This is a genomic window from Arcobacter peruensis (assembly GCF_003711085.1).
In the GTDB taxonomy this organism is placed as follows: domain Bacteria; phylum Campylobacterota; class Campylobacteria; order Campylobacterales; family Arcobacteraceae; genus Poseidonibacter; species Poseidonibacter parvus.
Genome location: NZ_CP032363.1, coordinates 1,900,503 through 1,922,701, shown reverse-complemented (window position 1 = coordinate 1,922,701; position 22,199 = coordinate 1,900,503). Strand labels below are relative to the sequence as shown.

Genomic DNA, 22,199 nt, shown 5'->3' with positions numbered 1-22,199 from the left:
AAAATAAAATTATAATTAAAATTGTGATAACATGTTGAAAATTTGACAAGATTAATAAAAAGGCTAACTATGGATTTTAAAGAAATCAAAGAATTAATAAGAGTATTTGACAAGAGTGCATTAAACAAATTAAAAGTTAAAGATGGAGAATTTGAAATCTCTATGCAAACTGGATTTGAAGGTGGTACGGTTGTAACTACTGCTGCTGCACCTGTTGCTGCACCAATTGCTCCTGTTGCAGCACCTGTTGCTGTTGCTAGTTCTGAAGCTGCAGTAAGCACTGCTGTTACTGGTGATACAATTGATTCGCCAATGGTAGGAACATACTATGCTTCTCCATCACCTGAAGCTCCTGCATTTGTAAAAGCTGGAGATACAGTTAAAAAAGGTCAAACTTTATGTATCTTAGAAGCTATGAAAATTATGAATGAAGTTGAAGCTGAATTTGATTGTAAGATTATTGACATCTTAGTTAAAGATGGTGACCCAGTTGAATATGATATGCCTATATTTACTGTAGAAAAAATATAAAGATTTCATATGGCTGAAATTAAAAAAATATTAATTGCTAATAGAGGAGAAATAGTTCAAAGAGCTATACGAACTATTAGAGAAATGGGTAAGAAATCAGTTGCAGTTTATTCTGCAGGTGATAAAAATGCATCATATTTAAAACATGCAGATGAAGCTGTTTGTATTGGTGATGTTAAGTCTGCTGATTCATACTTAAATATTCCTGCACTAATTACTGCTGCAGAAATGACAGGATGTGATGCAATTTTCCCAGGTTATGGTTTCCTTTCTGAAAACCAAGATTTTGTAGAAATTTGTAGATTACATAATATTAAATTTATTGGTCCTTCTGTTGAAGTAATGGAAAAAATGGCTGATAAATCAAAAGCAAAAGATGAAATGATTAAAGCTGGTGTTCCAGTTGTACCTGGTTCAGATGGTGCTGTTCATTCACTTGAAGAAGGTAGAAAAGTAGCACTTGAAATTGGTTATCCAATTATGGCTAAAGCATCTGCTGGTGGTGGTGGAAGAGGAATGAGACTTATTAATGATGAGTCTGATTTTGATCAGCTATTCATGGCTGCTTCTTCTGAAGCTTTAGCTGCATTTGGTGATGGTACTATGTACCTTGAGAGATTTATTAATAACCCAAGACATATTGAAGTTCAAGTTATTGGAGATTCTCATGGAAATGCAATTCATGTAGGTGAAAGAGATTGTTCTTTACAAAGAAGACATCAAAAAGTTATTGAAGAATCACCTGCAATTTTATTAAATGATGAGACTAGAGCTCATTTACATGATGTTGCTGTTAAAGCTACAAAATTCCTTAAGTATGAAGGTGCTGGAACTTTTGAATTCTTAGCAGATGATAAGCAAAATATTTACTTTATGGAAATGAATACAAGACTTCAAGTTGAGCATCCTGTTTCTGAAATGGTTTCTGGGCTTGATATTGTTGAATGGATGATTAAAGTTGCACAAGGTGAGAAATTACCAGCACAAGAAAAAATCAAATTTAGAGGTCATGCAATTGAAGTAAGAATTACAGCTGAAGATCCTAATTCGTTCTTACCAAGTCCTGGAAAAGTTACACAATGGATGGTTCCTGGTGGAAGAAATGTAAGAGTTGATTCACATTTATACGCAGGATACGTTGTACCTCCTTATTATGATTCAATGGTTGGAAAACTAATTGTTTGGGGAAGAGATAGAAATAAAGCTATTAATATTATGAAAAGAGCTTTAAATGAGTTTGAAGTAGAAGGAATTAGAACTACAATTCCATTCCATAAAAAAATGATGGAAAATGAAGATTTTATTTCAAATGAATATGATACAAAATACCTAGAAAACTACAAATCACTTGATGATATTTAAGAAATAAGGGATTAACCCCTATTTCTTAAAGCTTAAATTTATCTAAAATTAGATATAATCCGCCAAATTATACACATTTATATACCCCATTCTACTTTGATAATATGTTTACATATTCATATCAAAGATTCATTTTTGATAAAATAACTCAACTTTGACATAACTGAAATTACGCTTTAATCGTACATTAATGGGAAGATAAGATCTACTTATATAACCGTGTATCATTTAATAAAAATATACTAAGGTAAAAAATGACTTTTAACGATTTCAATTTTAAAGAACAGTTACAAAAAGCAATTGATTTTGCAGGATTTAAAGAACCATCACCAATACAAGCTGAAGCAATTCCTATTGTTTTAGAAGGAAAAGATATGGTTGGTCAAGCTCATACAGGTACAGGTAAAACTGCTGCTTTTGGACTTCCTGTAATTAATATGATGAAGGGACAACAAGGTGTTGAAGCTGTTGTTATTGTTCCTACAAGAGAACTTGCAATGCAAGTATCAGATGAATTATTTAGATTTGGTAAAAATTTAAACTTTAATACAGCAACTGTATATGGTGGGCAATCTTACTCTATGCAATTAAGAAATATTGATAGGTCTTCAATCATTGTTGCAACTCCAGGAAGATTTTTAGATTTATTAAGAGGTGGAAAAATTAATATTAAACCTTCTTACGTAATTTTAGATGAAGCAGATGAAATGCTTGACATGGGATTCTTAGATGATATTAAAGAAATTTTTACATTTATGCCAGCAGAAAGACAAACTTTATTATTCTCTGCAACTATGCCTCAAGCTATTAAAAATCTTGCAAAAACAATTTTAAAAGACCCAGCATTTGTTACATTAACTAAAAAAGATGTTACAAACTCTAAAATTACACAAACATATTATGTTGTTGATGAAAGAGAAAGAGATGATGCATTAATTAGATTATACGACTTTAAAAATCCTACAAAATCAATAATTTTTTGTAGAACAAAAAAAGAAGTTGATAGATTATCAACTTTCTTAGTTTCTCAAGGATTTATGGCAAAAGGTCTTCATGGTGATATGGAGCAAAGACAAAGAGAAGAAGCAATTAGAGCTTTTAAATCATCTAAATTAGAAATCTTAATTGCAACAGATGTTGCTGCAAGAGGATTAGATGTAAATGATGTATCTCACGTATTTAACTACCACTTACCATTTGATTCTGAATCATATGTACATAGAATTGGTAGAACAGGACGTGCAGGTAAAGAAGGTGTTGCTGTTTCAATTGTAACTCCACATGAATTCAGAATGCTTCAAAAAATTGAAAAAAATATTGGTACAAAACTTGAAAGTAAAATTGTTCCAAATATTGATTCTGTTAAAGTAAAAAAAGTTGCAGATTTAAAAGACAAAATTACTGAACAAGATATTAAAGATTACGCTTTACAATTAGTTGAAGAATTAAAAGAAGAATTTGATATTTCAACAATTGCATTTAAATTAGCTTCTATGGTTGCTTCTTCTACTTATGTAAAAGGTAACGATAAAATCGGTAAATCTGAAAGTGATATTAAAAGACTTATTGAAAATGCTCCAAGAGGCGATGACAGAGGTGGTCGAGGTCGAGGTAGAGGTGGTTACCGAGGTGGAAACAGAGGCGGAAGATCTGGTGGTGGAAGATCTGATGGTCGTTCTGGTGGAAGATCAGGCGGTGATAGAGATAGAGGCGGAAGATCTGGTGGTAGATCTGACGGACGGTCTGGTGGAAGATCAGGCGATAGAAATAGAAGAAGAGATTAATCTCTTTTTCTACACCCAATAAACTTCAAAAACTACTTATAGTATATAATACAAAATAATAATCCTAAATCTCTTTTTATCTTTTCTAATATTGTAAAATTTACAAATTTTTCAGGTATATAATATAGTCTTTTATCATAAATTAACTACTTTAGCTATAAATAAATTAAGCTTATTTAAAGGTTTAGCAAGTAATTTTCCACTAAAATAATATCCATTTAAAATTACAAAAGGGTTACATTGGATATTAAAACTTTCGATTCTATAGATAAAGCTACTGAGAAAACAGTTTCAAGCTTTGCTAAACTTTCACTTGCATTACTTTTTATGGTAGTAGTTTTTCTTTGGTCTTATACTTCACATGGTGATGTTCCAAATAACACATTTTTAGTTATTGGTGCAGTATTTGGTGCATATATGGCTATGAATATTGGTGCTAATGATGTTGCAAATAACGTAGGACCTGCTGTTGGTTCAAAAGCAATGACATTAATGTGGGCAATTATAATTGCAGCTACATTTGAAGCTCTTGGTGCTTTTGTTGCAGGTGGTGATGTTGTTAAGACTATTAAAAAAGGTATTATTGATCCTGCTTTAATTTCTGACCCTCAAATCTTTATTTGGGCTATGACAGCTGCTTTATTATCAGCTGCACTTTGGCTTAACTTTGCAACATCTGTTGGAGCTCCAGTTTCAACTACTCACTCAATTGTTGGTGGTGTTATGGGTGCAGGTATTGCAGCAGCAGGTTTTTCTATTGTAGATTGGGGAACAATGGGGAAAATTGCTGCTTCTTGGGTTATATCTCCTGTTTTAGGTGGAATTATTGCTGCAGCTTTTCTTTATCTTATTAAAACTAAGATTGTTTATAAAAAAGATATGGTAAGTTCTGCAAAAATAATTGTTCCTTATTTAATAGCTGTTATGACTTGGGCATTTTCTACTTATTTAATTTTAAAAGGTATTAAAAGATTAATAAAATTAGACTTCTTTACTGCTGCTGGAATTGCTTTAATAATTGCAGTAATAGCATATATACTAGTAAAACCATTAATTGCAAAAGCTGCAGATAAGCTTGAAAATACAAGAGTTAGTGTTAATACACTATTTACAGTTCCTTTAATTTTTGCAGCTGCACTTTTATCATTTGCTCATGGTGCTAATGATGTTGCAAATGCAATTGGACCATTAGCTGCTATTAATGATGCTGTTATGAACTCTGAAATTCATTCAAAAGTTGATATTCCATTTTGGGTAATGGCAGTTGGTGCTTTAGGTATTGCCGTTGGACTTGCATTATATGGACCAAAGCTTATTAAAACAGTTGGTTCTGAAATTACTGAATTAGACCAAATGAGAGCTTATTCAATTGCTATGGCTGCATCTATTACTGTTATTATTGCATCTCAACTTGGACTCCCTGTTTCTTCAACTCATATTGCAGTTGGTGGTGTATTTGGGGTAGGTTTTTTACGAGAATATTTAGATTCTAATGAAAGTAGATTTTTACAAGGTTTAAGAAAAAAGTTTAAAAAGCATAAAAAAGAATTAGACTCAATGACTAAAGAGCTTGATGAATTAGAAGCTATTGAAAAAAAATCAAAAACTAATTATGTGAGAATTGTTGAATTATACAAAAGTATTGAAGAAAAACAAGAGATTGTAAAACAAGAGAAAAAAGATGTTAAAGAAGCAAAAAGTGTTAAGTATGTAAAAAGAGATGCAGTTAAAAAAATTATTGCTGCATGGGTAATTACTGTACCTGCTGCTGCTATTCTTTCAGCTGCTGTATTCTTTATGATAAAAGGAATTATGTCTTAAGTAGAAATATCTACTTAAGGCCTAAGACCTTACTCTTTATTCTATTTGAAAGATTTTATAACTTTATGATAAAATCACGAAAAAAATAGGAATTTCTCTATCGAAGCTATCTTATCAGTTTTACCAGTTTATTTTTTCATTGTTTTAGGTTTTGCAGCTAAGAAAGTTTTTAGTGATGAAATTAATGAAAGAACATTAGTTCTTTTATCTCTTTACTTTTTTCAACCTATTTTAATCTTTTGGGGACTAACAAAAGCTCCTATTGATTATGCATTTATAGCCTCTCCTTTAGTATATTTAGCAATTGTTTTAATTTCCTTACTAATTTTATTAATAGTAAATAAAAAGATATTTAAACAAAGACAAGACCAATCTATTTATCTAGCAACTGCACTTGTAGGTAATACTGGTAATTTGGGTATTCCTTTAGGAATTGCACTATTTGGTATGGCTTCTGTTCCTTATACTAGTATTATAAATATTGCAAATATACTATTTATATATATTTTCTCAGTTTATTTCTTTGCAAGAGAGCAATTTTCATTAAAAGAAGCAATTTTCTCAATTTCAAAAATACCTGGTATTTGGTTTGCAATCTTAGCTTTACTTGTAAATTATAATGGTATTGGAATCAATAAAAATATTTATACTGCTTTAGAAATGGGAGCTTATGCTTCTATGGTTATTCAGTTACTTATTTTTGGTATGTATTTATCTAAAATCAAAATCAAATCAATGCCTTGGTATTCATCTTTACATATTAGTTTTATCAAACATATATTTTTACCACTATTTGGAATATTTATCATTTTATATTTTACGAATCTAAACGCTTATGTGGCATCAATTTTAATTATGGAGCTAATGGTACCACTTGCTGTTAATAATGTAAATTTAGCTGCTTTATACAACTGTAAACCATATGATGTAACAGCTTCGATTTTAATTTCATCTGTAATTTTTGTTTTTCTTTTATATCCTTATATTCAAATTATTGAATACTTTATTAAATAGGACTTTTTATGTGTGGAATTTTAGGTAGTAATTTTTTATCAAATGATTTTGAACAAGCTTTGCAAATACAAAATAATCGTGGTCCTGATTACCAAAAAAGTGTGAAAATAAATAACATGCAATTTGGTCATAATAGATTGGCAATTATTGATTTAAATGAAGAAGCAAATCAACCTATGATTTTTGATGATATCTTGATTGTTTTTAATGGTGAAATTTATAACTATAAGCAGTTAATTATTGATGAAAACTTAGAGTGTAAAACTGCATCTGATACTGAAGTAATTATTAGACTTTATCAAAAGTATGAGCATGACTTTTTAAATAAATTAAATGGAATGTTTTCTTTTTGTATCTATGATATGAAAAAAGAAAAGTATTTTTGTGCAAGAGATAGATATGGCAAAAAACCATTTTTTTACTATTTTAAAGATAACAAGTTTATTTTTGCTTCTTCAATTAAATCAGTTTTAAAGCTACTTGATAAAAAACCTAATTTAAATAAAGTGGCTGTTAATAAATATTTACAATATTTTGTATCATATGGTGAGGATACTTTTTATCAAAATATTTTAAAACTTGAATCTTCAACATATTTAATTTATGAACCAAAAAAATCAAAAGAGCTTATAAAAAAAAGATATTATAAGATTAATACCTATAAAAAAATAAAAGATGAAAAGACAGCTTTAAAAGATATTGAAGAGCTTTTAATATCTAGTGTTGAATCAAGACTTGTGGGTGACGTTGAAGTTGCATCTTTATTAAGTGGTGGAATTGATAGTTCACTAATATCAGCACTTTATACTAAAATATCTGGTAAAAAGATTAATACATTTTCAGTTGGATATGATGAATATAAAAATTATTGTGAATTAGATTATGCACAAATTACAGCTAAGCATATAGGCTCAAATCATCATCCGGTGATAATATCAAAAAAAGAGTATATAAATAACTTCCATGACTCTTTAGATGCCTTAGAAGAACCTCATGGAGATAGTGCAGCAATTCCTTTAAATATTTTAAGTCAAAATATTCATCAAAGCGGAATTAAGACTGTATTATCAGGAGAAGGAAGTGATGAAATATTTTTAGGATATGATAACTATGCTAAGTTTTTAAAATATTATGAATTTGAAAAAACACTCTCACAAGGTCAAAATGACTTTTTAAACACAATCGTTTCAGCCTTACAAAATAATACAAAAGAAAGCGAATATTTACGAAGAATCGTAAAAAAACAAACTCTATATAACTCTTTTGGAGAAATATATACAGATATTCAAAGAAAAAAGCTTTTTAATAAGCTTCCTAGTTATAAAGCTGAAAAACCAAAAAACGATCCAGTTGATTGGATGAGTTATATTGATTTAAAAATATGGTTAGGAGAGTCTTTACTTTCAAAAGTTGATAGGATTTCTATGAGAAATTCACTAGAAGTTAGAACTCCTTTTTTAGATTTTAACTTAGTCAATTATATGTTTAGTGTTGATTCAAATATAAAAGTAGGAAATACGAATAAATATTTACTTAAAAAAATTGCAGCTAAATATATTCCTAATGAAATTATAAATAGAACAAAAAAAGGATTTAACTCACCTTTTAATGAATGGCTAAATGAAGAATATGGAAAATCAATTTTAGATACTATATTAGATGTAAATAATACAACTAAATTATTTAATGAAACGTATATTAGACATATTTATTCACTTTCATTAGATAGAAAATTTAAGCAGCATTTGTATTCTTTATTTATATTCTCACTATGGTTTAAAAAAGAGTATCTTTCTTAAGAAACAAAAGTGTAAAATCAAGACTTATATAATTTATAATATTTTAAAAGAGGACTATATGACAGTACTAATACCTGTTGATTCAACAAATAGAGACGAATGTGTTATTGCATCAATAGAAGAAAATAAATCATGGGCTTTTGTAACTTTAGATGGTGGTAAAATATCGAAGATAGAGTTTGTAGAAAGAAGAGAAGATATTTCTGTATGGATTGATGCAGTAGTGGTTATAAATGAGTTAGAATATGTTTGGCCATTTATGGATGAAGGAATAATTGCTTTAATTGCTCCAACACAAAAAAGTATTGATGAAATCGTTGAAGCTTTTTTATTCAAAGATTTACACGACTTTACAGTATAAATGATTTTTAATAAAAAAGATCAAACTACATTAGAAAATATTATTACCTCAAGACGTGATGTTAGAGGTAATAATTTTATTAATAAAAAGATATCAAAAAAGAAACTTTTAAAGATTTTAAACTCAGCACAAAATGCACCTTCTGTTGGGTATTCACAACCTTGGCGCTTTATAATTGTTGATAAAAAGAAAAAGGACTTAGTTTATAATCACTTTTCAAAATCATTTGAAAAAAGTAAAAAGAAATTTAAAGATAGAAAATTATACTCTTCACTTAAATTAGAAGGTATAAAAGAATCAAATATCAATATTGCTGTTTATTATAAAAAAAGCAAAAAAGATATTTTGGGTCAAACTTATATGAAAAGAACAGGTGAATATTCTGTCATATGTGCAATTTTAAATATGTGGTTAACTGCAAGATCGTTAAATATTGGTATGGGATGGGTTTCAATTCTAAAGCCGAAAAAAATAAATGATATATTTGATATCAAAAAAGAAGATTACAAATTTATCGCATATTTATGCTTTGGATATACAAAAGAGTTTTATGATGAACCAGAATTAAAAAAACTTGGTTGGAAAAAGAAGAAGAAATTAGAAAAATTAATCTTAAAAAAAGGAAAAATATGAAAAAAATGATTACAAAAGTAGCTATTACATCTGCATTACTTATGGCAATGTCTGTAAGTATGCAAGCAAAAGAAAAAGTTTATAAACTTAAACTTGCTACTACATGGGGAAAAACAACTGTACCTTTAATTGATACAACTTATGAGATGGTAAAATTAGCTGAAGAGATGTCAAATGGTAGATTAAAAATTAGAGTTGATACTGCATCAAAGCATAAAGCACCTTTAGGTATTTTAGATATGGTAAAAGGTGGTCAATATGATATGGGACACTCAGCATCTTATTATTGGAAAGGTAAAGATATAAATACATTACCTTTTACTTCTATGCCTTTTGGTTTAACTGCACCTGAGCAATATGCATGGTTTTATCATGGTGGTGGCTTAGAACTTATGCAAAAAGTTTACTCAAAACATAAAGTATTATCATTTCCTGGTGGAAGTACTGGGGTTCAAATGGGTGGATGGTTTAGAAATGAAATTAATTCTCTTGATGACTTAAAAGGTCTTAAAATGAGAATTCCAGGTTTTGCAGGTGAAGTTATGGCTAAACTTGGTGTTGTTGTTACAAATATTGCTCCTGGGGAGCTTTATACTTCTTTAGATAGCAAAACAATTGATGCTTTAGAGTGGGTTGGACCATCAATGGATATTAAAATGGGATTTCATAAAATAGCACCATTTTATTATACTGGTTGGCATGAACCAGCTTCAGAAATGCAATTTTTAATTAATAAAAGATCATTTGATAAACTTCCAAAAGATTTACAAACAATCTTAAAAGTTTCAATGAGAACAGCTGCATATAATATGTATATTAAAAACTACGATATGAATATTACTGCATGGAAAAATATGTTAAAAGATAATCCTGATATCAAAGTTAAAACATTCCCAAAAGTTGTTATGGATGAAATGAAAAAATCAAATAAAGAATTAAGAGATGAAGTTAGTGCTAAAAGTGCTTTATTAAAAGAAGTTTTAGCCTCACAAGATGCTTATCAGAAGAAAGCTAGAGAATGGACAAAAATGTCTGATTATTTATACTTAAAAGATAATTTAAAATAACAATAAATAAAAAGAAGCAATTAGCTTCTTTTTGTACTTCTTTCTTATCTTAATCTACTCTTTCTTTTTTCATATAAAGTATGAATTAAGAGAAATAATACTCTTATAAATATATACTTCTTGTTATTCAAGGAGAACAAATGATAAAAACTATTACAAAGTTAGGACTAGCGTCTGCTTTAATTGCAACAATTTCAGTAAATGCTCAAGCTGCAGATAAAGTTTATAAATGGAAACTTGCAACTACATGGGGGAAAACTCTTTCACCTCTAATTGATTCACCAATTAAAATGGCAAAACTTGTTGAAAAAATGTCTAATGGAAGATTTCTTATTAGAGTAGATTCTTCTAATAAGCACAAAGCTCCATTAGGTATTTTAGATATGGTTAAAGGTGGTCAATATGATATGGGACATTCAGGTTCTTATTATTGGAAAGGTAAAGATATTGATACTTTACCTTTTACTACAATGCCTTTTGGTATGACTGCGGCTGAACAATATGCATGGTTTTACTATGGTGGTGGTCTAGAGTTAATGCAAAAAGCATATAGCAAACATAAAGTTTTATCTTTTCCTGGTGGTAATACTGGTGTTCAAATGGGTGGATGGTTTAAAAAAGAAATAAATACACCTGATGATTTACAAGGTCTTAAAATGAGAATTGCTGGACTTGCAGGTGAAATTATGGCTGATTTAGGTGTTGCTGTTACTAATATGGCTCCTGGAGAATTATATACATCACTTGAAAGAGGAACTTTAGATGCTCTTGAATGGGTTGGGCCTGGAATGGATATAAAAATGGGATTTCATAAAGTAGCACCATTTTATTATACAGGTTGGCATGAACCAGCTTCTGAAATGCAATTTTTAGTTAATAAAAGAAAATATAATAAACTTCCAAAAGATTTACAAGAAATTCTACTTGTTGCAATGAGAGTATCTGCTTACGATATGTATATTCAAAATTATGATATGAGTGCAACTGCTTGGAAAAAAATCAAAACTGATTATCCAGATATTAAAATCAAAACTTTTCCAAAAGTTGTAATGGATGAAATGAAAAAATCTAATGAAAAGATTAGATTAGAAGTATCTAAGAAAAGTGATTTGTTAAAAGAGATTTTAGATTCACAAGATTCTTATCTAAAAAAAGCTAGAGAATGGACTAAGATGTCTGATTATCTATACTTAAAAGATAATTTAAAATAGTTTACAAAAATTAATTAAGAGCCTTTAGCTCTTAATTAAAATCCATTTGGATTAAATCCAAAATCATCATTACTTCCAAAATTCATAGAAGTATCAAAGTTTGATAAATTAGGATTTTCATATCCTTTTTGAACAGAGATATTTTGTAATTGCATAATATCTGCTTTAGGATCAATACCTTGAGGACATACAAAAGTACATGCACTACATAAAGTACAATCCCAAATACCTTTATCTTGTATAGAAGCGATTATAGAGCTATTATCAAGGACTTTCTTATCATTTACATATCTCAATGCTCTTGTTAGTGCAAAAGGGCCTAGAAACTCTTTATTTACATCGTAAACAGGACAAGAACTATAACATGAATTACAAAGTATACAATTACTTTGTGTATCAATTAGTTTTATATCATTGTTTGTAATTTCTTCATTACTTATATTTTCTAAAAATGCATTTGAAGTTTTTATTAGCAATGTTTCATGTGAAACATCTGTAACTAAATCTTTTATTACTGAACGATTCTTCAAAGGCTCAATCAAATCATTTTCTTGTACATTAGTTTTACAGCTTAGTTTTTCTACACCATTTACAAGAACAGAGCAAGAACCACAAACTCCACTTTTACATCCACATCTAAATGTTAAGCTAGGATCTTGTTTAGTTTTTATCTCAATCAAGGCTTGAAGTAAATTTGTTTTTTTTGTTTCAAAGAAATCTATACTATTTTTATTCTCATTCTCTTTACTAAATCTTTTTATATTTATTTTCATATTACATCCTCAAAATCTATTTGAAGTTCATTTTTAAGAATTCTTGCAAAAGAGTTTTTTTGATATTCTTCAAGTTCAGATGGATAATCATCTCTATAATGAGCTCCTCTACTTTCTTTTCTTTGTAAAGCAGTTTTAACAATTATTTCTGCAATATCAATCATATTTATAAACTCTATAAATTCAATAAGATTTTTATTGTACTGTTTTGATTTATCTTGAATACCCATTTGTTTTATATTTTGTTTTATATCTAATACTTCTTTTAATGCAAAAGTTAGATTTTTTTCATTTCTAAATACTCCAACATTATTGAAAAATAGTTTTCCTAATTTTTCTTTTTCTTCATAAAAGTTTATTTCATTTGTATATAAATAAACTTCATCGATAAAGTTTTTTTGTTTAATAAAACTAGCTGTTTCTTTATTTATATTATTACTAGACTTTACATTATTCTTTGATGCATTTGTACCTGCAACTTTACCAAGTGTTACAATTTCTAATAAAGAATTACCACCTAATCTATTTGCACCATGAATTGATGCTTGAGCAACTTCACCACAAGCATATAAAGATTTTATATTTGTTTTGCTATCTATATCTGTCTTTATTCCACCCATTGAATAGTGTGCAGCTGGATTAATCGGAAGTAACTCCTCTTCAATTTTGACATTCGAGAATTCTAGTGCAAGTCTTTTTTCTTGAGGCATAGTTTCATTTATTTTATCAAGACCTAAATGTCTTAAATCTAAATATATTTTTTGATTTTGGTTTATTCTTTTATATATTGCACGAGCGACTTCATCTCTAGGTTTTAATTCATCAATAAATCTTTTTTTGTTTTCATCAAGTAAAAAACCACCCTCTCCTCTAGCACTTTCACTTACTAATATATTACTATTTTCTAAGGCTGTTGGATGAAACTGTACAAATTCCATATTGGATAAAATTGCACCGCCTTTTAATGCACAATTTAATCCATCTGCTGTATTAGAAAATGAATTTGTTGTATAGTTTGAATAAATACCAGCATAACCACCAGAAGCAATTATTGTGCTTTTAGATAATATTTCTTTTATAGTTCCTTCTTGTATATCAAAAATAACAGCACCTTTACATGTATCATTTTCTACTATTAATTCAAGAAGCATATGTTCATTTAAAAAGTTAATATTTTCTTTTATACATTGATCATATAATGTATGAACAATTTTTAATCCTGTGTAATCACTTGAGTAACATGTTCTTAGTTTTTTAGTTCCACCAAACTTTCTTTGTGCAATTTGATTACTATCATTTCTTGTAAATGGAACTCCAATACTATCAAGCCAGTTTATTGTATCTTTAGCATTTTTACACATAAAGTTAATATTATCTTTATTACTAAGTTCTCTTGATGCCGTATATGTATCTTGTGTATGAATATCAACACTATCATCATCTTCATATAAAACAGCATTTATTCCACCTTGGGCTTGTACTGTTTGTGAATGTGTTGGATATGTTTTAGCTATTACTAATACTTTTGTATCATTTTGTTTCGCAGTTAAAGCTGCTGTTAATCCAGCTGCTCCAGAACCTATTATTATTACATCATACATCTTATTCCCAAAAATCTTTTAAAGCTTCATTTTCTTTTTTTGTTGAAGTCTTTTTCTGTAAATCTAAATCTAGATTTTCAATTTGAGCAAGGGCATCTTCTAAATCTTTATCATTAATTTCATCAATACTTTCTTCTTCAATTACTTCTTTTTCATCCTTAATAACTTCAGGTTTCTTAAGTTCTTTTTGTTTTACTTTTTCTTGAAGTTTTATATAATCATTTATTAGTTCTTCATATTTATAAAAATCTAATAACATAAAACTAGGTTTACCATCTCTTAATATTACAGCTTTATCAATCTCTTTTTTCGATACTTTATCAAATATCATTTTACTTTTTCTGATTAATTCTGTTGATGAAAACATCTCATTTGATCTATATTGTAGTAAGTCCATTTATACTCCTATACGTATTGTGATATGTATTGTAGCACATTTTGGAATATTAATAAAAGGTTTAAATGTTTTTCTGATGAAAAGAGATATTTTTTAAGAGGCTTATATAGCTTATTATCCAGTTATAATAGTACATATAATTACATATGTACTATTGTATTTTTTTATTTTGAAAATATCATTTCAGCCCATTCTGTGATTGGACCTCTTAATACTTTTTGTAATTTTATTGCAAAAGTATTTACTAAAGTATTTTCATTTTTTGTAGATTTTAGTAGTGTAGTCAAAGAGTTTGTATATTTGTTTACATAGAAATTATCTATTTGTTTATTTGATCCAAGTATTACAACTTTAGATGTATTATCTATTCTTGAAAGTACCATTTGCATCGTTTTATTTGACATATTTTGTGCTTCATCAATAATAATAAATGCGTTAGAAATAGTTCTACCTCTCATCTCTCCAACCCACATAGTTTCGATACTATAATTTTGAATCATCTGCTCTACTCTTGAAGTAACTTCACTGTCATCAAGTTCTGGTATATTTTCAATATTCTTTTTTGATTTCTTTTTATATTCTGTTCTAATTATATATTCTAAACTATCCATTAAAGGATGATTATAAATTCTGAATTTTTCTTCAAATCCAGGTAGATATCCAACATCTTCACCTTTATCCAATGACTCAACAGAGTTTCTGATATAAATGATTTTTTGATATTGCTTTTGTCTTATTAGTTTAAGTGCTCCACTTAAAGCTAAAAGAGTTTTTCCTGAACCTGCTTTTGCTTCTATAATTAAAACGTTATATAAGTGTGATGCAATTGCATTTGAAAAGAATAATTGTTCTTTATTTAAAGGTGTAATTATTTGATTTCTAATTTCACCCTCATCTAAAACTCTAATTCTTTTGTTTTCTATATTTGCTAAAATTACTTGATCTGAATCTATAACTTTAAAACAATATGAATAGTTATATGGTTTATAATCTTTATCAAATTTATATATTTCTTGATTATCAAAATCTTCTAAATCTTGAAAATCTATTTCAATATCTTTTATAAACTCATAGTTAAACTCATCTTTATTTGAACCAAGTAACGCATCAGTTTTTATATCAAGTGATATTGCTCTAGTTCTTGCCATAATATCAAGTGATAAAAATTCAACTTCTTTTTCATAATAGCTATTTGAAAAAGTCGCTATTTCTAATATTTTTCTGTCATTAATTATATTTAAAGATACATTCTTTGAATTTAGTGAATACTCTTCTTTTGAAATAATATCAATTATTGTAGCTTGTTTATTTTGTATTTCTAATCGTATTATTTTGTAAGTATCTTTTTTTATTGATTCTTTAATTTTTGAATTTTCAAGTATTCTTGCAAACTCTCTTGCTTGAAAATTTATCTCATCAAAACCTGATTTTTTACTATCAATTTCATCTAAAACTGTCTCAGGTAAAATTATTAGGTTTTTACTATCTTGTGACAGTTTAAAAATATTACTTGCATCTTCTAATAATATATTAGTATCAAGTACGTAGTATTTATCAAATTTCATTTATTTTTTCTCTTTTTGTTTATAAACTTTATAGACTATAAAAGCACCAATTAAAAGCGTAATTACTGTAAAGGCAATTGAAAATGTTTTTGTTATTACATATCCTACAATCAATAAAGCTAAAATTGTTGGTACTTCATTATAAGCTCTAAAGAAATTACCACTTCTTTCATAATTATCGTTTTCAAGTTTTTTTCTGAAATATCCAAGAGAGTAAGAATAAATTACTAATAATAGTGCAAATAAAAGTTTTGCATGCATCCAACCACCAGCTTCACTTGAAAGTAAATATGGATTTAAATATATCATAACAGCACCACTTATAATACTAGCCCACATAGCAGGAACACCAATATATTTATACATTTTTAATTCTTGTATTTTTACTACTTCAACAAACTCTTTTTTATTTTGATGTTCAGTGTGATAGACATAAAGTCTTGGTTGATAAAACAACATTGCCATCCATGACATTACAGCCATTATATGAAAAGTTAATATCCATGTGTAGTATTCCATTATGAATCCTTGTTTTTAATTTTTGCTACCCAATCATTTAAAGTTTTTTCATACCCAATATTTAATGAATTATATATGTTTAGATCTTCTTTTAAATATTCTTGTTCAACATAGCCACCAAAATCGTGAGGGTATAAATAGCCTATATGCTGCGAATCTAAATGTTTTGGTATATCTAGTAGTTTTCCATCTTTAATGCCTTGTAGAGCTTTATTGATAGCTTTATAAGCACCATTAGATTTTGGACTTGATGTTAAGTAAATTATACACTGCCCTAGCATAATTCTAGATTCTGGATATCCGATTTTATTACATGCTGTCATTGTACTAACAGCAAGATTAAAAGCATTAGGATTAGCATTACCAATATCTTCACTTGCAAAAATTACTAGTCTTCTTGTAATAAAATCAACACTTTCTCCACCGTTTATTAATCTTGCCATATAATATAAAGCTGCATCAATATTTGAACCTCTCATTGATTTAATCATCGCAGATGCTAAATCATAATGAGTATTAGAAGAGGATACTCCATCTCCTATAACATTCTCTCTTAGTTGCTTTAATAAATCAATTGTAATCTCTTTTGATACTTTATATGAAAAGTTTAAAAGTGTAAGCATTGCTCTTGCATCACCTGAACTTGAAAGGATTAAATACTCTTTTGTTTCTTTATCAAATTTTGCATCAATATCTTTTAAAGCTATTTGTAATATCTTTTCCATTTCTTCTTGTGTAAAAGCTTTAAATTCATAAAGAAAAGATCTAGAACGAATTGCATTTGTTAATGTAAAAAATGGATTTTCAGTACTTGCACCTATTATCGTTGCATCATAATTTTCCATTATTGGAAGAAGAACTTCTTGTTGATTTTTAGAAAGTCTATGTACTTCATCAATGAAAATTAAAGGTTTAATTAAAGCATTTTTATATCTATCAAATACTTTACGTAAATCTTCAACTTTAATACTTGTGGCATTAAAATAGTAATAATCTGTATCTATTTCACGAGCTATTATTTTTGCAAGAGTTGTTTTTCCAGTTCCTGGTTTTCCATAGAAAAATAAGTGTGGTATTTCTTTTTGTTTTATAAGTTTATAAAGGGCTTTGTCTTTTGATATTATGTGAGATTGACCAACAAAGTTATCTAAACTTGTTGGTCTTAATTTGTTAGAAAGATCTGTCATCTTCTTCGTTTTGGCTTAAAAAGTCTCTTAGGTTTCTGTATTCTTCTTTTGAAAGAAATCTACTTTTTCCTGTTGGTAGATTATTTAGTGAAATTCCACCAAATTCAAATCTTTTAAGATCTAAAATATCAAGTCCGAAGTGTGCAAAGAATCTTCTTAATTCTCTGTTTTTACCTTCATTTATTGATACTTTAATTTTTGAAAATTTTTCACCATTACTTACGATGTTATATCCTAAGAACGGAGCAAATTTCATTGATCTGATTTTACTACCTTTAAATGCTCCATCTGTTGCATCTTCAAGTTCTAAACCATGCATCATTGCAGATTCAACTTTTGGACCAATTGGGCCATTTACTTTTATTTTGTAAATTCTTTCTAAATTAGAGTGCATTAAAGCATCAACAATCTGAACTGAATCAGATAAAAGAAGTAAACCTTCACTTGCATAATCAAGCCGTCCTACAGACATAAAGTGAGCATATCTTTTACCTAATGAATCATAAATAGTTTTTCTACCTTGCGGGTCTTTCTTAGATACTATTTCACCCTTTGGTTTATTGTAAATAATTACCGTAGGCATTTTATTTTTATCTTCTTTAATAGGAGTTTTATTGATATGAACTTCATCATTAACAGTTACTTTTGTAGCTAAATTTTCAACTACAACACCATTAACTTTTACTTTACCCTCTTCTATTAATCTATCTGCTTCTCTTCTTGAATATTTACTATTATGTGATAAAAATTTATTTAATCTAACAGCTTCTAGTTCTTCTTCTTTTCTCATTATTTTATACCAGCTTCTATTAAGTCATGAATATGAAGTACACCAATTAGTTTGTCTTCATTATCTGTAACTATTAATAATTGTATTTTAAAATCTTCAATAACTTGTAATGCATCACTAGCTAAAAGATCTTTATTTTTTAATGTTTTAGGATTTGTTGATGCTAATGATTCAACTGTACAATCAATTGTAAAGTCATCATTCATTAGAGCTCTTCTTAAATCTCCATCACTTAATAATCCAATTACTTTATTGTTGTCATCTGTGATTATTACACTTCCAAGTCTACCTTCACTCATTTGTAAAATGGCATCTTTTAGTTTTGTTTCACGTGAAACGATAGGAAGATTCTCACGTCTAAGTAAATCATCAACTTTTACAAAAAGTTTTTTTCCTAAGCTTCCTCCTGGGTGAAATGATGCAAAATCTTCTTTTTGGAAGTTTCTTTTTCTCATTAAAGTAACTGCTAATGCATCACCCATTGCCATAGTTAATGTAGTAGAAGACATAGGAGCAACATCTAAAGGACATCCCTCTTTTTCAACTTTTACATTTATAAAAACATCTGAGTATTTTGCTAGTGTTGAATTTTCATTACTAGCCATTGCAATTAGTGGAATATTAAATCTTTTAAGATGAGGAAGAATTTGAACTAATTCTTCACTCTCACCTGAGTATGAGATACCTAAAACAATATCTTCTTTACCAATCATTCCTAAATCCCCATGCATAGCTTCAGTAGGATGAAGGAAAAATGAACTAGTACCAGTACTTGCAAGTGTAGCTGCTATTTTTGTTCCAACAAGTCCTGATTTACCAACACCTGTAATAATAAGTTTACCTTTTGAATTTACAATTAAATCAATAGCTTTATCTATATCAAAAGATATTTTTCCTGCCGCTTTTTCTAATTCCTTAGCTTCTGTTAACAGTGTATCTTTAACTATTTGTTTAAAATCCATTCTTTTCTCCTTATTGTACAAATATAGTAGGTACAATCATTGGGTATTTTTTATATTTTCTAATACAATGTTTTCTAACGGCTTTTCTAATTTCATCTTCTATCATTCTAGTGTTTTTGAAAATACCTGGTTTAACATTTGCTAGGAATGTAGCTAATAAATCTTCAATTTCTTTTGCAAAAAATTTATCTTGTTTATCAGGAACTAATCCAAATGAAGTAACTTTTGCTCTATTAGCTAATGTTCTATCATTTTCATTAATTTGTGCAACAATCATAACAACACCCTCGTTTGCCATTGTTTGTCTATCCATAACAATATCATCAGAAATTTTGTGATTTAATTGATTATCAATATACACTTTTCCTGATTTAACAGTTTTAACTTTTTTCATATACTTAGGAGTTACTTCAATTTGCTCACCAGCATTCATAATATAAAGATTTCTTTCTAAAATACCACAGTCAATCCCTGTTTTACCATGCTTTAATGCATGATTATATTCACCATGAACAGGCATAAAGAATTTAGGTTTAACTAATCTTAACATTAATTTTTGCTCTTCTTGAGCTGCGTGTCCTGATACGTGAATATCTGCGTAATCTTGGTATGCTACTTTAGCTCCAGCTTTTAATAAATTATTTAAAATTCCAGATACACTAGCTTCATTTCCAGGAATTGCTTTAGCAGATAATACAATTTGATCACTTGGCTTGATTTTAATATGTCTATGTTCATGAATAGCCATTCTAAATAATGCTGACATTGGTTCACCCTGACTACCTGTAGTTACAATTAGTACTTCTTCATCTTTATATTTATTCACTTCATGTGCATCTATAAAAGAATCTTTTGGGAATTTAACATATCCAAGACCCATTGCTAAGTCTAAGTTTTTCTCCATTGATCTACCAATTACACAAACTTTTCTATTTGCTTTAATTCCTCTTTCAATAGCTTGTGCAACTCTATGAATATTTGAAGAGAATGTAGACATAATAACTCTACCTTTTGCATCAGCAAAAATTCTGTCAAATGTAGGTCCTACTGTTTTTTCAGTTTTTGTAAATCCTGGCGAGTGAGAGTTTGTTGAATCAGATGTTAATAATAAAACACCCTTCTCTCCATAATATGCAAGTCTATGTAAATCTGTTGGATATCCATCAACAGGAGTATGGTCAATTTTAAAATCACCTGTGTGAATCATAGTTCCAGCTTCAGTTGTAACTGCAATTGCAGATGAATCAATAATTGAGTGAGTAACATGCATCCACTCTACTTCAAATTCACCAATTTTAATTGGTTTTCTTTTTTCAATACATCTAAAGAATTTTCTAAATTCTCTCATTTTATGTTCATCAAATTTTGAACCAATCATTTCTAATGGTAATGATGTACCATAAACTGGGAATTGCATCTCTTTGAATAAATATGGCATTGCACCAATATGATCTTCATGTCCATGTGTAATAATAACAGCTTCAATTTTGTGTTTAATTTCTCTTAAATAAGTAAAATCAGGAATTAAAATATCAACACCATGCATAGTTTCATCAGGGAAATTCATACCAACATCAACAATAATTGCAGACTTTTCAGTCTCAATAATCATCATATTTCCACCAATTTCACCTAATCCACCAAGAGGAGTAATTCTCATTTTTGCAGATGTGTTTAAGTTCAATTTATAATGAGGATTTAACCTATCTTTTTGAATCTTTTCATTTACTAAGTGTGCTTTTTTAAGATCATTCATCCAACCATCACCTGTCATTTCAGTTGGTAGTTTTGCTTTTGGTCTTCTATTATTGTTATTGTGGTTTGGTTTTCTTTTTTGAGGAGTTTTTTGACCTTCATTTGAAGGCTTATTATCTTCTTTTTTTGTTTGCTTTTGTTCTACTGGATTGTTTTCAGTAGTTTCTTTAGCAGCCTGCGTGTTAACAATTGTTTCTTCTTGTTTAATTTCTTCCATTTTTTACCTTTGTATACAATTGGCTATACAAAGATGAACTGATTTCATGAGGTCTTATATTATCATTAATTCCAAGTTCTTCATAATATTGAGATATTAATTTTTTATCAACAAGCGAAGAAAGATTTTTTGATAATTTTTTTCTAGGCTGCACGAAGCAAGCTTTCAAAAATTTATTAAAATCTTTATCAATAGTTTTACTCATATCTTTTCTAATATAAAGAATAGAAGACATAACTTTTGGTGGAGGATCAAATGATTCAGGAGGAACGTCAAATAGTATTCTTGATTCAAGTGATACCATATCCGCAATTACTCCTAATGAAGAGAACTCTTTATCCTTAGGCTTCGCCGAGAATTTTAAAGCTACTTCTTTTTGAATCATTACAATGATACTCTCACAGTTTTTGTCTTCAAATGCTCTTAATATAATATTTGTTGCAATATAATATGGTAAATTTGCTATTAAATCATATTTACCATTATGTAGAGTTCCTTGGGCATCCCAAGCTTCTAAAACATCAGTGTGGATCAGTTTTAGTTTATTCTCTTCTAATTCTATTGCAAATTTGGACTCTAAAATACTAATTAAATCAGTATCTACTTCATAAGCAGTCATCTCTTTGTACTTGACTATATTTTTAGTCAAATCACCTAATCCAGGCCCAATTTCCACGACATAGTTATTGTTGTTGGGCATCGATTGGATGATTCTATCCAAAACCATAGTATCTTTTAAAAAGTTTTGTCCGTATTTCTTTTTTGCTTTTATATTTTCCATAATTGCGAAGAGTATAACTGTTTTTAACTTACAATTAGATAAGATAATAACTAATAATAATTAAGGAAT

General features: G+C 28.5%; 20 protein-coding genes. 10 read left to right on the top strand and 10 right to left on the bottom strand.

Features of this window, described 5'->3' with window-relative positions; translation table 11 throughout:
* Nucleotides 1–69: 69 nt before the first annotated feature.
* The 10 genes from accB (at nt 70) to D3Z07_RS09625 (ending at nt 11,583) form a co-directional block, all read left to right on the top strand.
* Nucleotides 70–531: an acetyl-CoA carboxylase biotin carboxyl carrier protein gene (gene accB, locus D3Z07_RS09670; protein ID WP_076082809.1), complete on the top strand. Its 462-nt coding sequence runs from the start codon at nt 70–72 to the stop codon at nt 529–531.
* Between the two features lie 9 nt (nt 532–540).
* Complete coding sequence (locus tag D3Z07_RS09665; protein WP_076082812.1) at nt 541–1,893, top strand: acetyl-CoA carboxylase biotin carboxylase subunit; 1,353 nt, start codon at nt 541–543, stop codon at nt 1,891–1,893.
* A gap of 254 nt (nt 1,894–2,147) precedes the next feature.
* Nucleotides 2,148–3,677 (top strand): DEAD/DEAH box helicase, encoded by a 1,530-nt coding sequence (locus D3Z07_RS09660; RefSeq protein ID WP_076082815.1) that lies wholly within the window; start codon nt 2,148–2,150, stop codon nt 3,675–3,677.
* Between the two features lie 240 nt (nt 3,678–3,917).
* A complete protein-coding gene (locus D3Z07_RS09655; RefSeq protein ID WP_228200540.1) occupies nt 3,918–5,498 on the top strand; it encodes an inorganic phosphate transporter in 1,581 nt (526 codons plus the stop codon).
* A 99-nt stretch (nt 5,499–5,597) separates the two neighbouring features.
* Nucleotides 5,598–6,512 carry an AEC family transporter gene (locus tag D3Z07_RS09650; RefSeq protein ID WP_122893758.1) on the top strand — a complete coding sequence of 305 codons (915 nt, stop codon included), beginning with the start codon at nt 5,598–5,600 and terminating at the stop codon, nt 6,510–6,512.
* Between the two features lie 8 nt (nt 6,513–6,520).
* Nucleotides 6,521–8,311 carry an asparagine synthase (glutamine-hydrolyzing) gene (gene asnB / locus D3Z07_RS09645; RefSeq protein WP_122893757.1) on the top strand — a complete coding sequence of 597 codons (1,791 nt, stop codon included), beginning with the start codon at nt 6,521–6,523 and terminating at the stop codon, nt 8,309–8,311.
* A 58-nt stretch (nt 8,312–8,369) separates the two neighbouring features.
* Entirely contained in the window at nt 8,370–8,672 is a 303-nt protein-coding gene (locus D3Z07_RS09640) for a hypothetical protein (protein ID WP_076082825.1), read from the top strand.
* Nucleotides 8,673–9,305 carry a 5,6-dimethylbenzimidazole synthase gene (gene bluB / locus D3Z07_RS09635; protein WP_076082828.1) on the top strand — a complete coding sequence of 211 codons (633 nt, stop codon included), beginning with the start codon at nt 8,673–8,675 and terminating at the stop codon, nt 9,303–9,305.
* Nucleotides 9,302–10,372: a TRAP transporter substrate-binding protein gene (locus D3Z07_RS09630; RefSeq protein WP_122894214.1), complete on the top strand. Its 1,071-nt coding sequence runs from the start codon at nt 9,302–9,304 to the stop codon at nt 10,370–10,372. Before bluB ends, D3Z07_RS09630 begins: the two co-directional genes overlap by 4 nt.
* A gap of 140 nt (nt 10,373–10,512) precedes the next feature.
* Nucleotides 10,513–11,583 (top strand): TRAP transporter substrate-binding protein, encoded by a 1,071-nt coding sequence (locus D3Z07_RS09625; RefSeq protein WP_122893756.1) that lies wholly within the window; start codon nt 10,513–10,515, stop codon nt 11,581–11,583.
* A 35-nt stretch (nt 11,584–11,618) separates the two neighbouring features.
* Here the strand turns inward: D3Z07_RS09625 and D3Z07_RS09620 are convergent, their stop codons facing one another.
* From D3Z07_RS09620 to rsmA, 10 genes are all read right to left on the bottom strand, one after another.
* On the bottom strand, nt 11,619–12,356 hold the full coding sequence (locus tag D3Z07_RS09620; RefSeq protein ID WP_122893755.1) for a succinate dehydrogenase/fumarate reductase iron-sulfur subunit: 738 nt from the start codon (nt 12,354–12,356) through the stop codon (nt 11,619–11,621).
* Nucleotides 12,353–13,957 carry an FAD-binding protein gene (locus D3Z07_RS09615; protein WP_122893754.1) on the bottom strand — a complete coding sequence of 535 codons (1,605 nt, stop codon included), beginning with the start codon at nt 13,955–13,957 and terminating at the stop codon, nt 12,353–12,355. Before D3Z07_RS09615 ends, D3Z07_RS09620 begins: the two co-directional genes overlap by 4 nt.
* 1 nt (nt 13,958) lies before the next feature.
* On the bottom strand, nt 13,959–14,354 hold the full coding sequence (locus tag D3Z07_RS09610; protein WP_122893753.1) for a hypothetical protein: 396 nt from the start codon (nt 14,352–14,354) through the stop codon (nt 13,959–13,961).
* Nucleotides 14,355–14,518: 164 nt separating this feature from the next.
* Nucleotides 14,519–15,919, bottom strand: a complete 1,401-nt coding sequence (locus D3Z07_RS09605) for a PhoH family protein (RefSeq protein WP_122893752.1) — start codon at nt 15,917–15,919, stop codon at nt 14,519–14,521.
* Complete coding sequence (gene hemJ / locus D3Z07_RS09600) at nt 15,920–16,438, bottom strand: protoporphyrinogen oxidase HemJ (RefSeq protein ID WP_122893751.1); 519 nt, start codon at nt 16,436–16,438, stop codon at nt 15,920–15,922. It lies immediately after the preceding gene.
* The gene (locus D3Z07_RS09595) at nt 16,438–17,625 is read right to left on the bottom strand and encodes a replication-associated recombination protein A (protein ID WP_122893750.1); all 1,188 of its coding nucleotides are present in this window, start codon (nt 17,623–17,625) and stop codon (nt 16,438–16,440) included. Before D3Z07_RS09595 ends, hemJ begins: the two co-directional genes overlap by 1 nt.
* Nucleotides 17,609–18,415, bottom strand: coding sequence for a pseudouridine synthase (locus D3Z07_RS09590; protein ID WP_076082849.1), 807 nt, complete (start codon nt 18,413–18,415; stop codon nt 17,609–17,611). Before D3Z07_RS09590 ends, D3Z07_RS09595 begins: the two co-directional genes overlap by 17 nt.
* Nucleotides 18,415–19,377 (bottom strand): KpsF/GutQ family sugar-phosphate isomerase, encoded by a 963-nt coding sequence (locus tag D3Z07_RS09585; protein ID WP_076082852.1) that lies wholly within the window; start codon nt 19,375–19,377, stop codon nt 18,415–18,417. Before D3Z07_RS09585 ends, D3Z07_RS09590 begins: the two co-directional genes overlap by 1 nt.
* Nucleotides 19,378–19,387: 10 nt before the next feature.
* Nucleotides 19,388–21,349, bottom strand: a complete 1,962-nt coding sequence (locus D3Z07_RS09580) for a ribonuclease J (RefSeq protein WP_228200538.1) — start codon at nt 21,347–21,349, stop codon at nt 19,388–19,390.
* Nucleotides 21,336–22,130 (bottom strand): 16S rRNA (adenine(1518)-N(6)/adenine(1519)-N(6))-dimethyltransferase RsmA, encoded by a 795-nt coding sequence (gene rsmA / locus D3Z07_RS09575; RefSeq protein ID WP_122893749.1) that lies wholly within the window; start codon nt 22,128–22,130, stop codon nt 21,336–21,338. The genes D3Z07_RS09580 and rsmA overlap by 14 nt, the downstream gene beginning before the upstream one ends.
* Between the last annotated feature and the right edge of the window lie 69 nt (nt 22,131–22,199).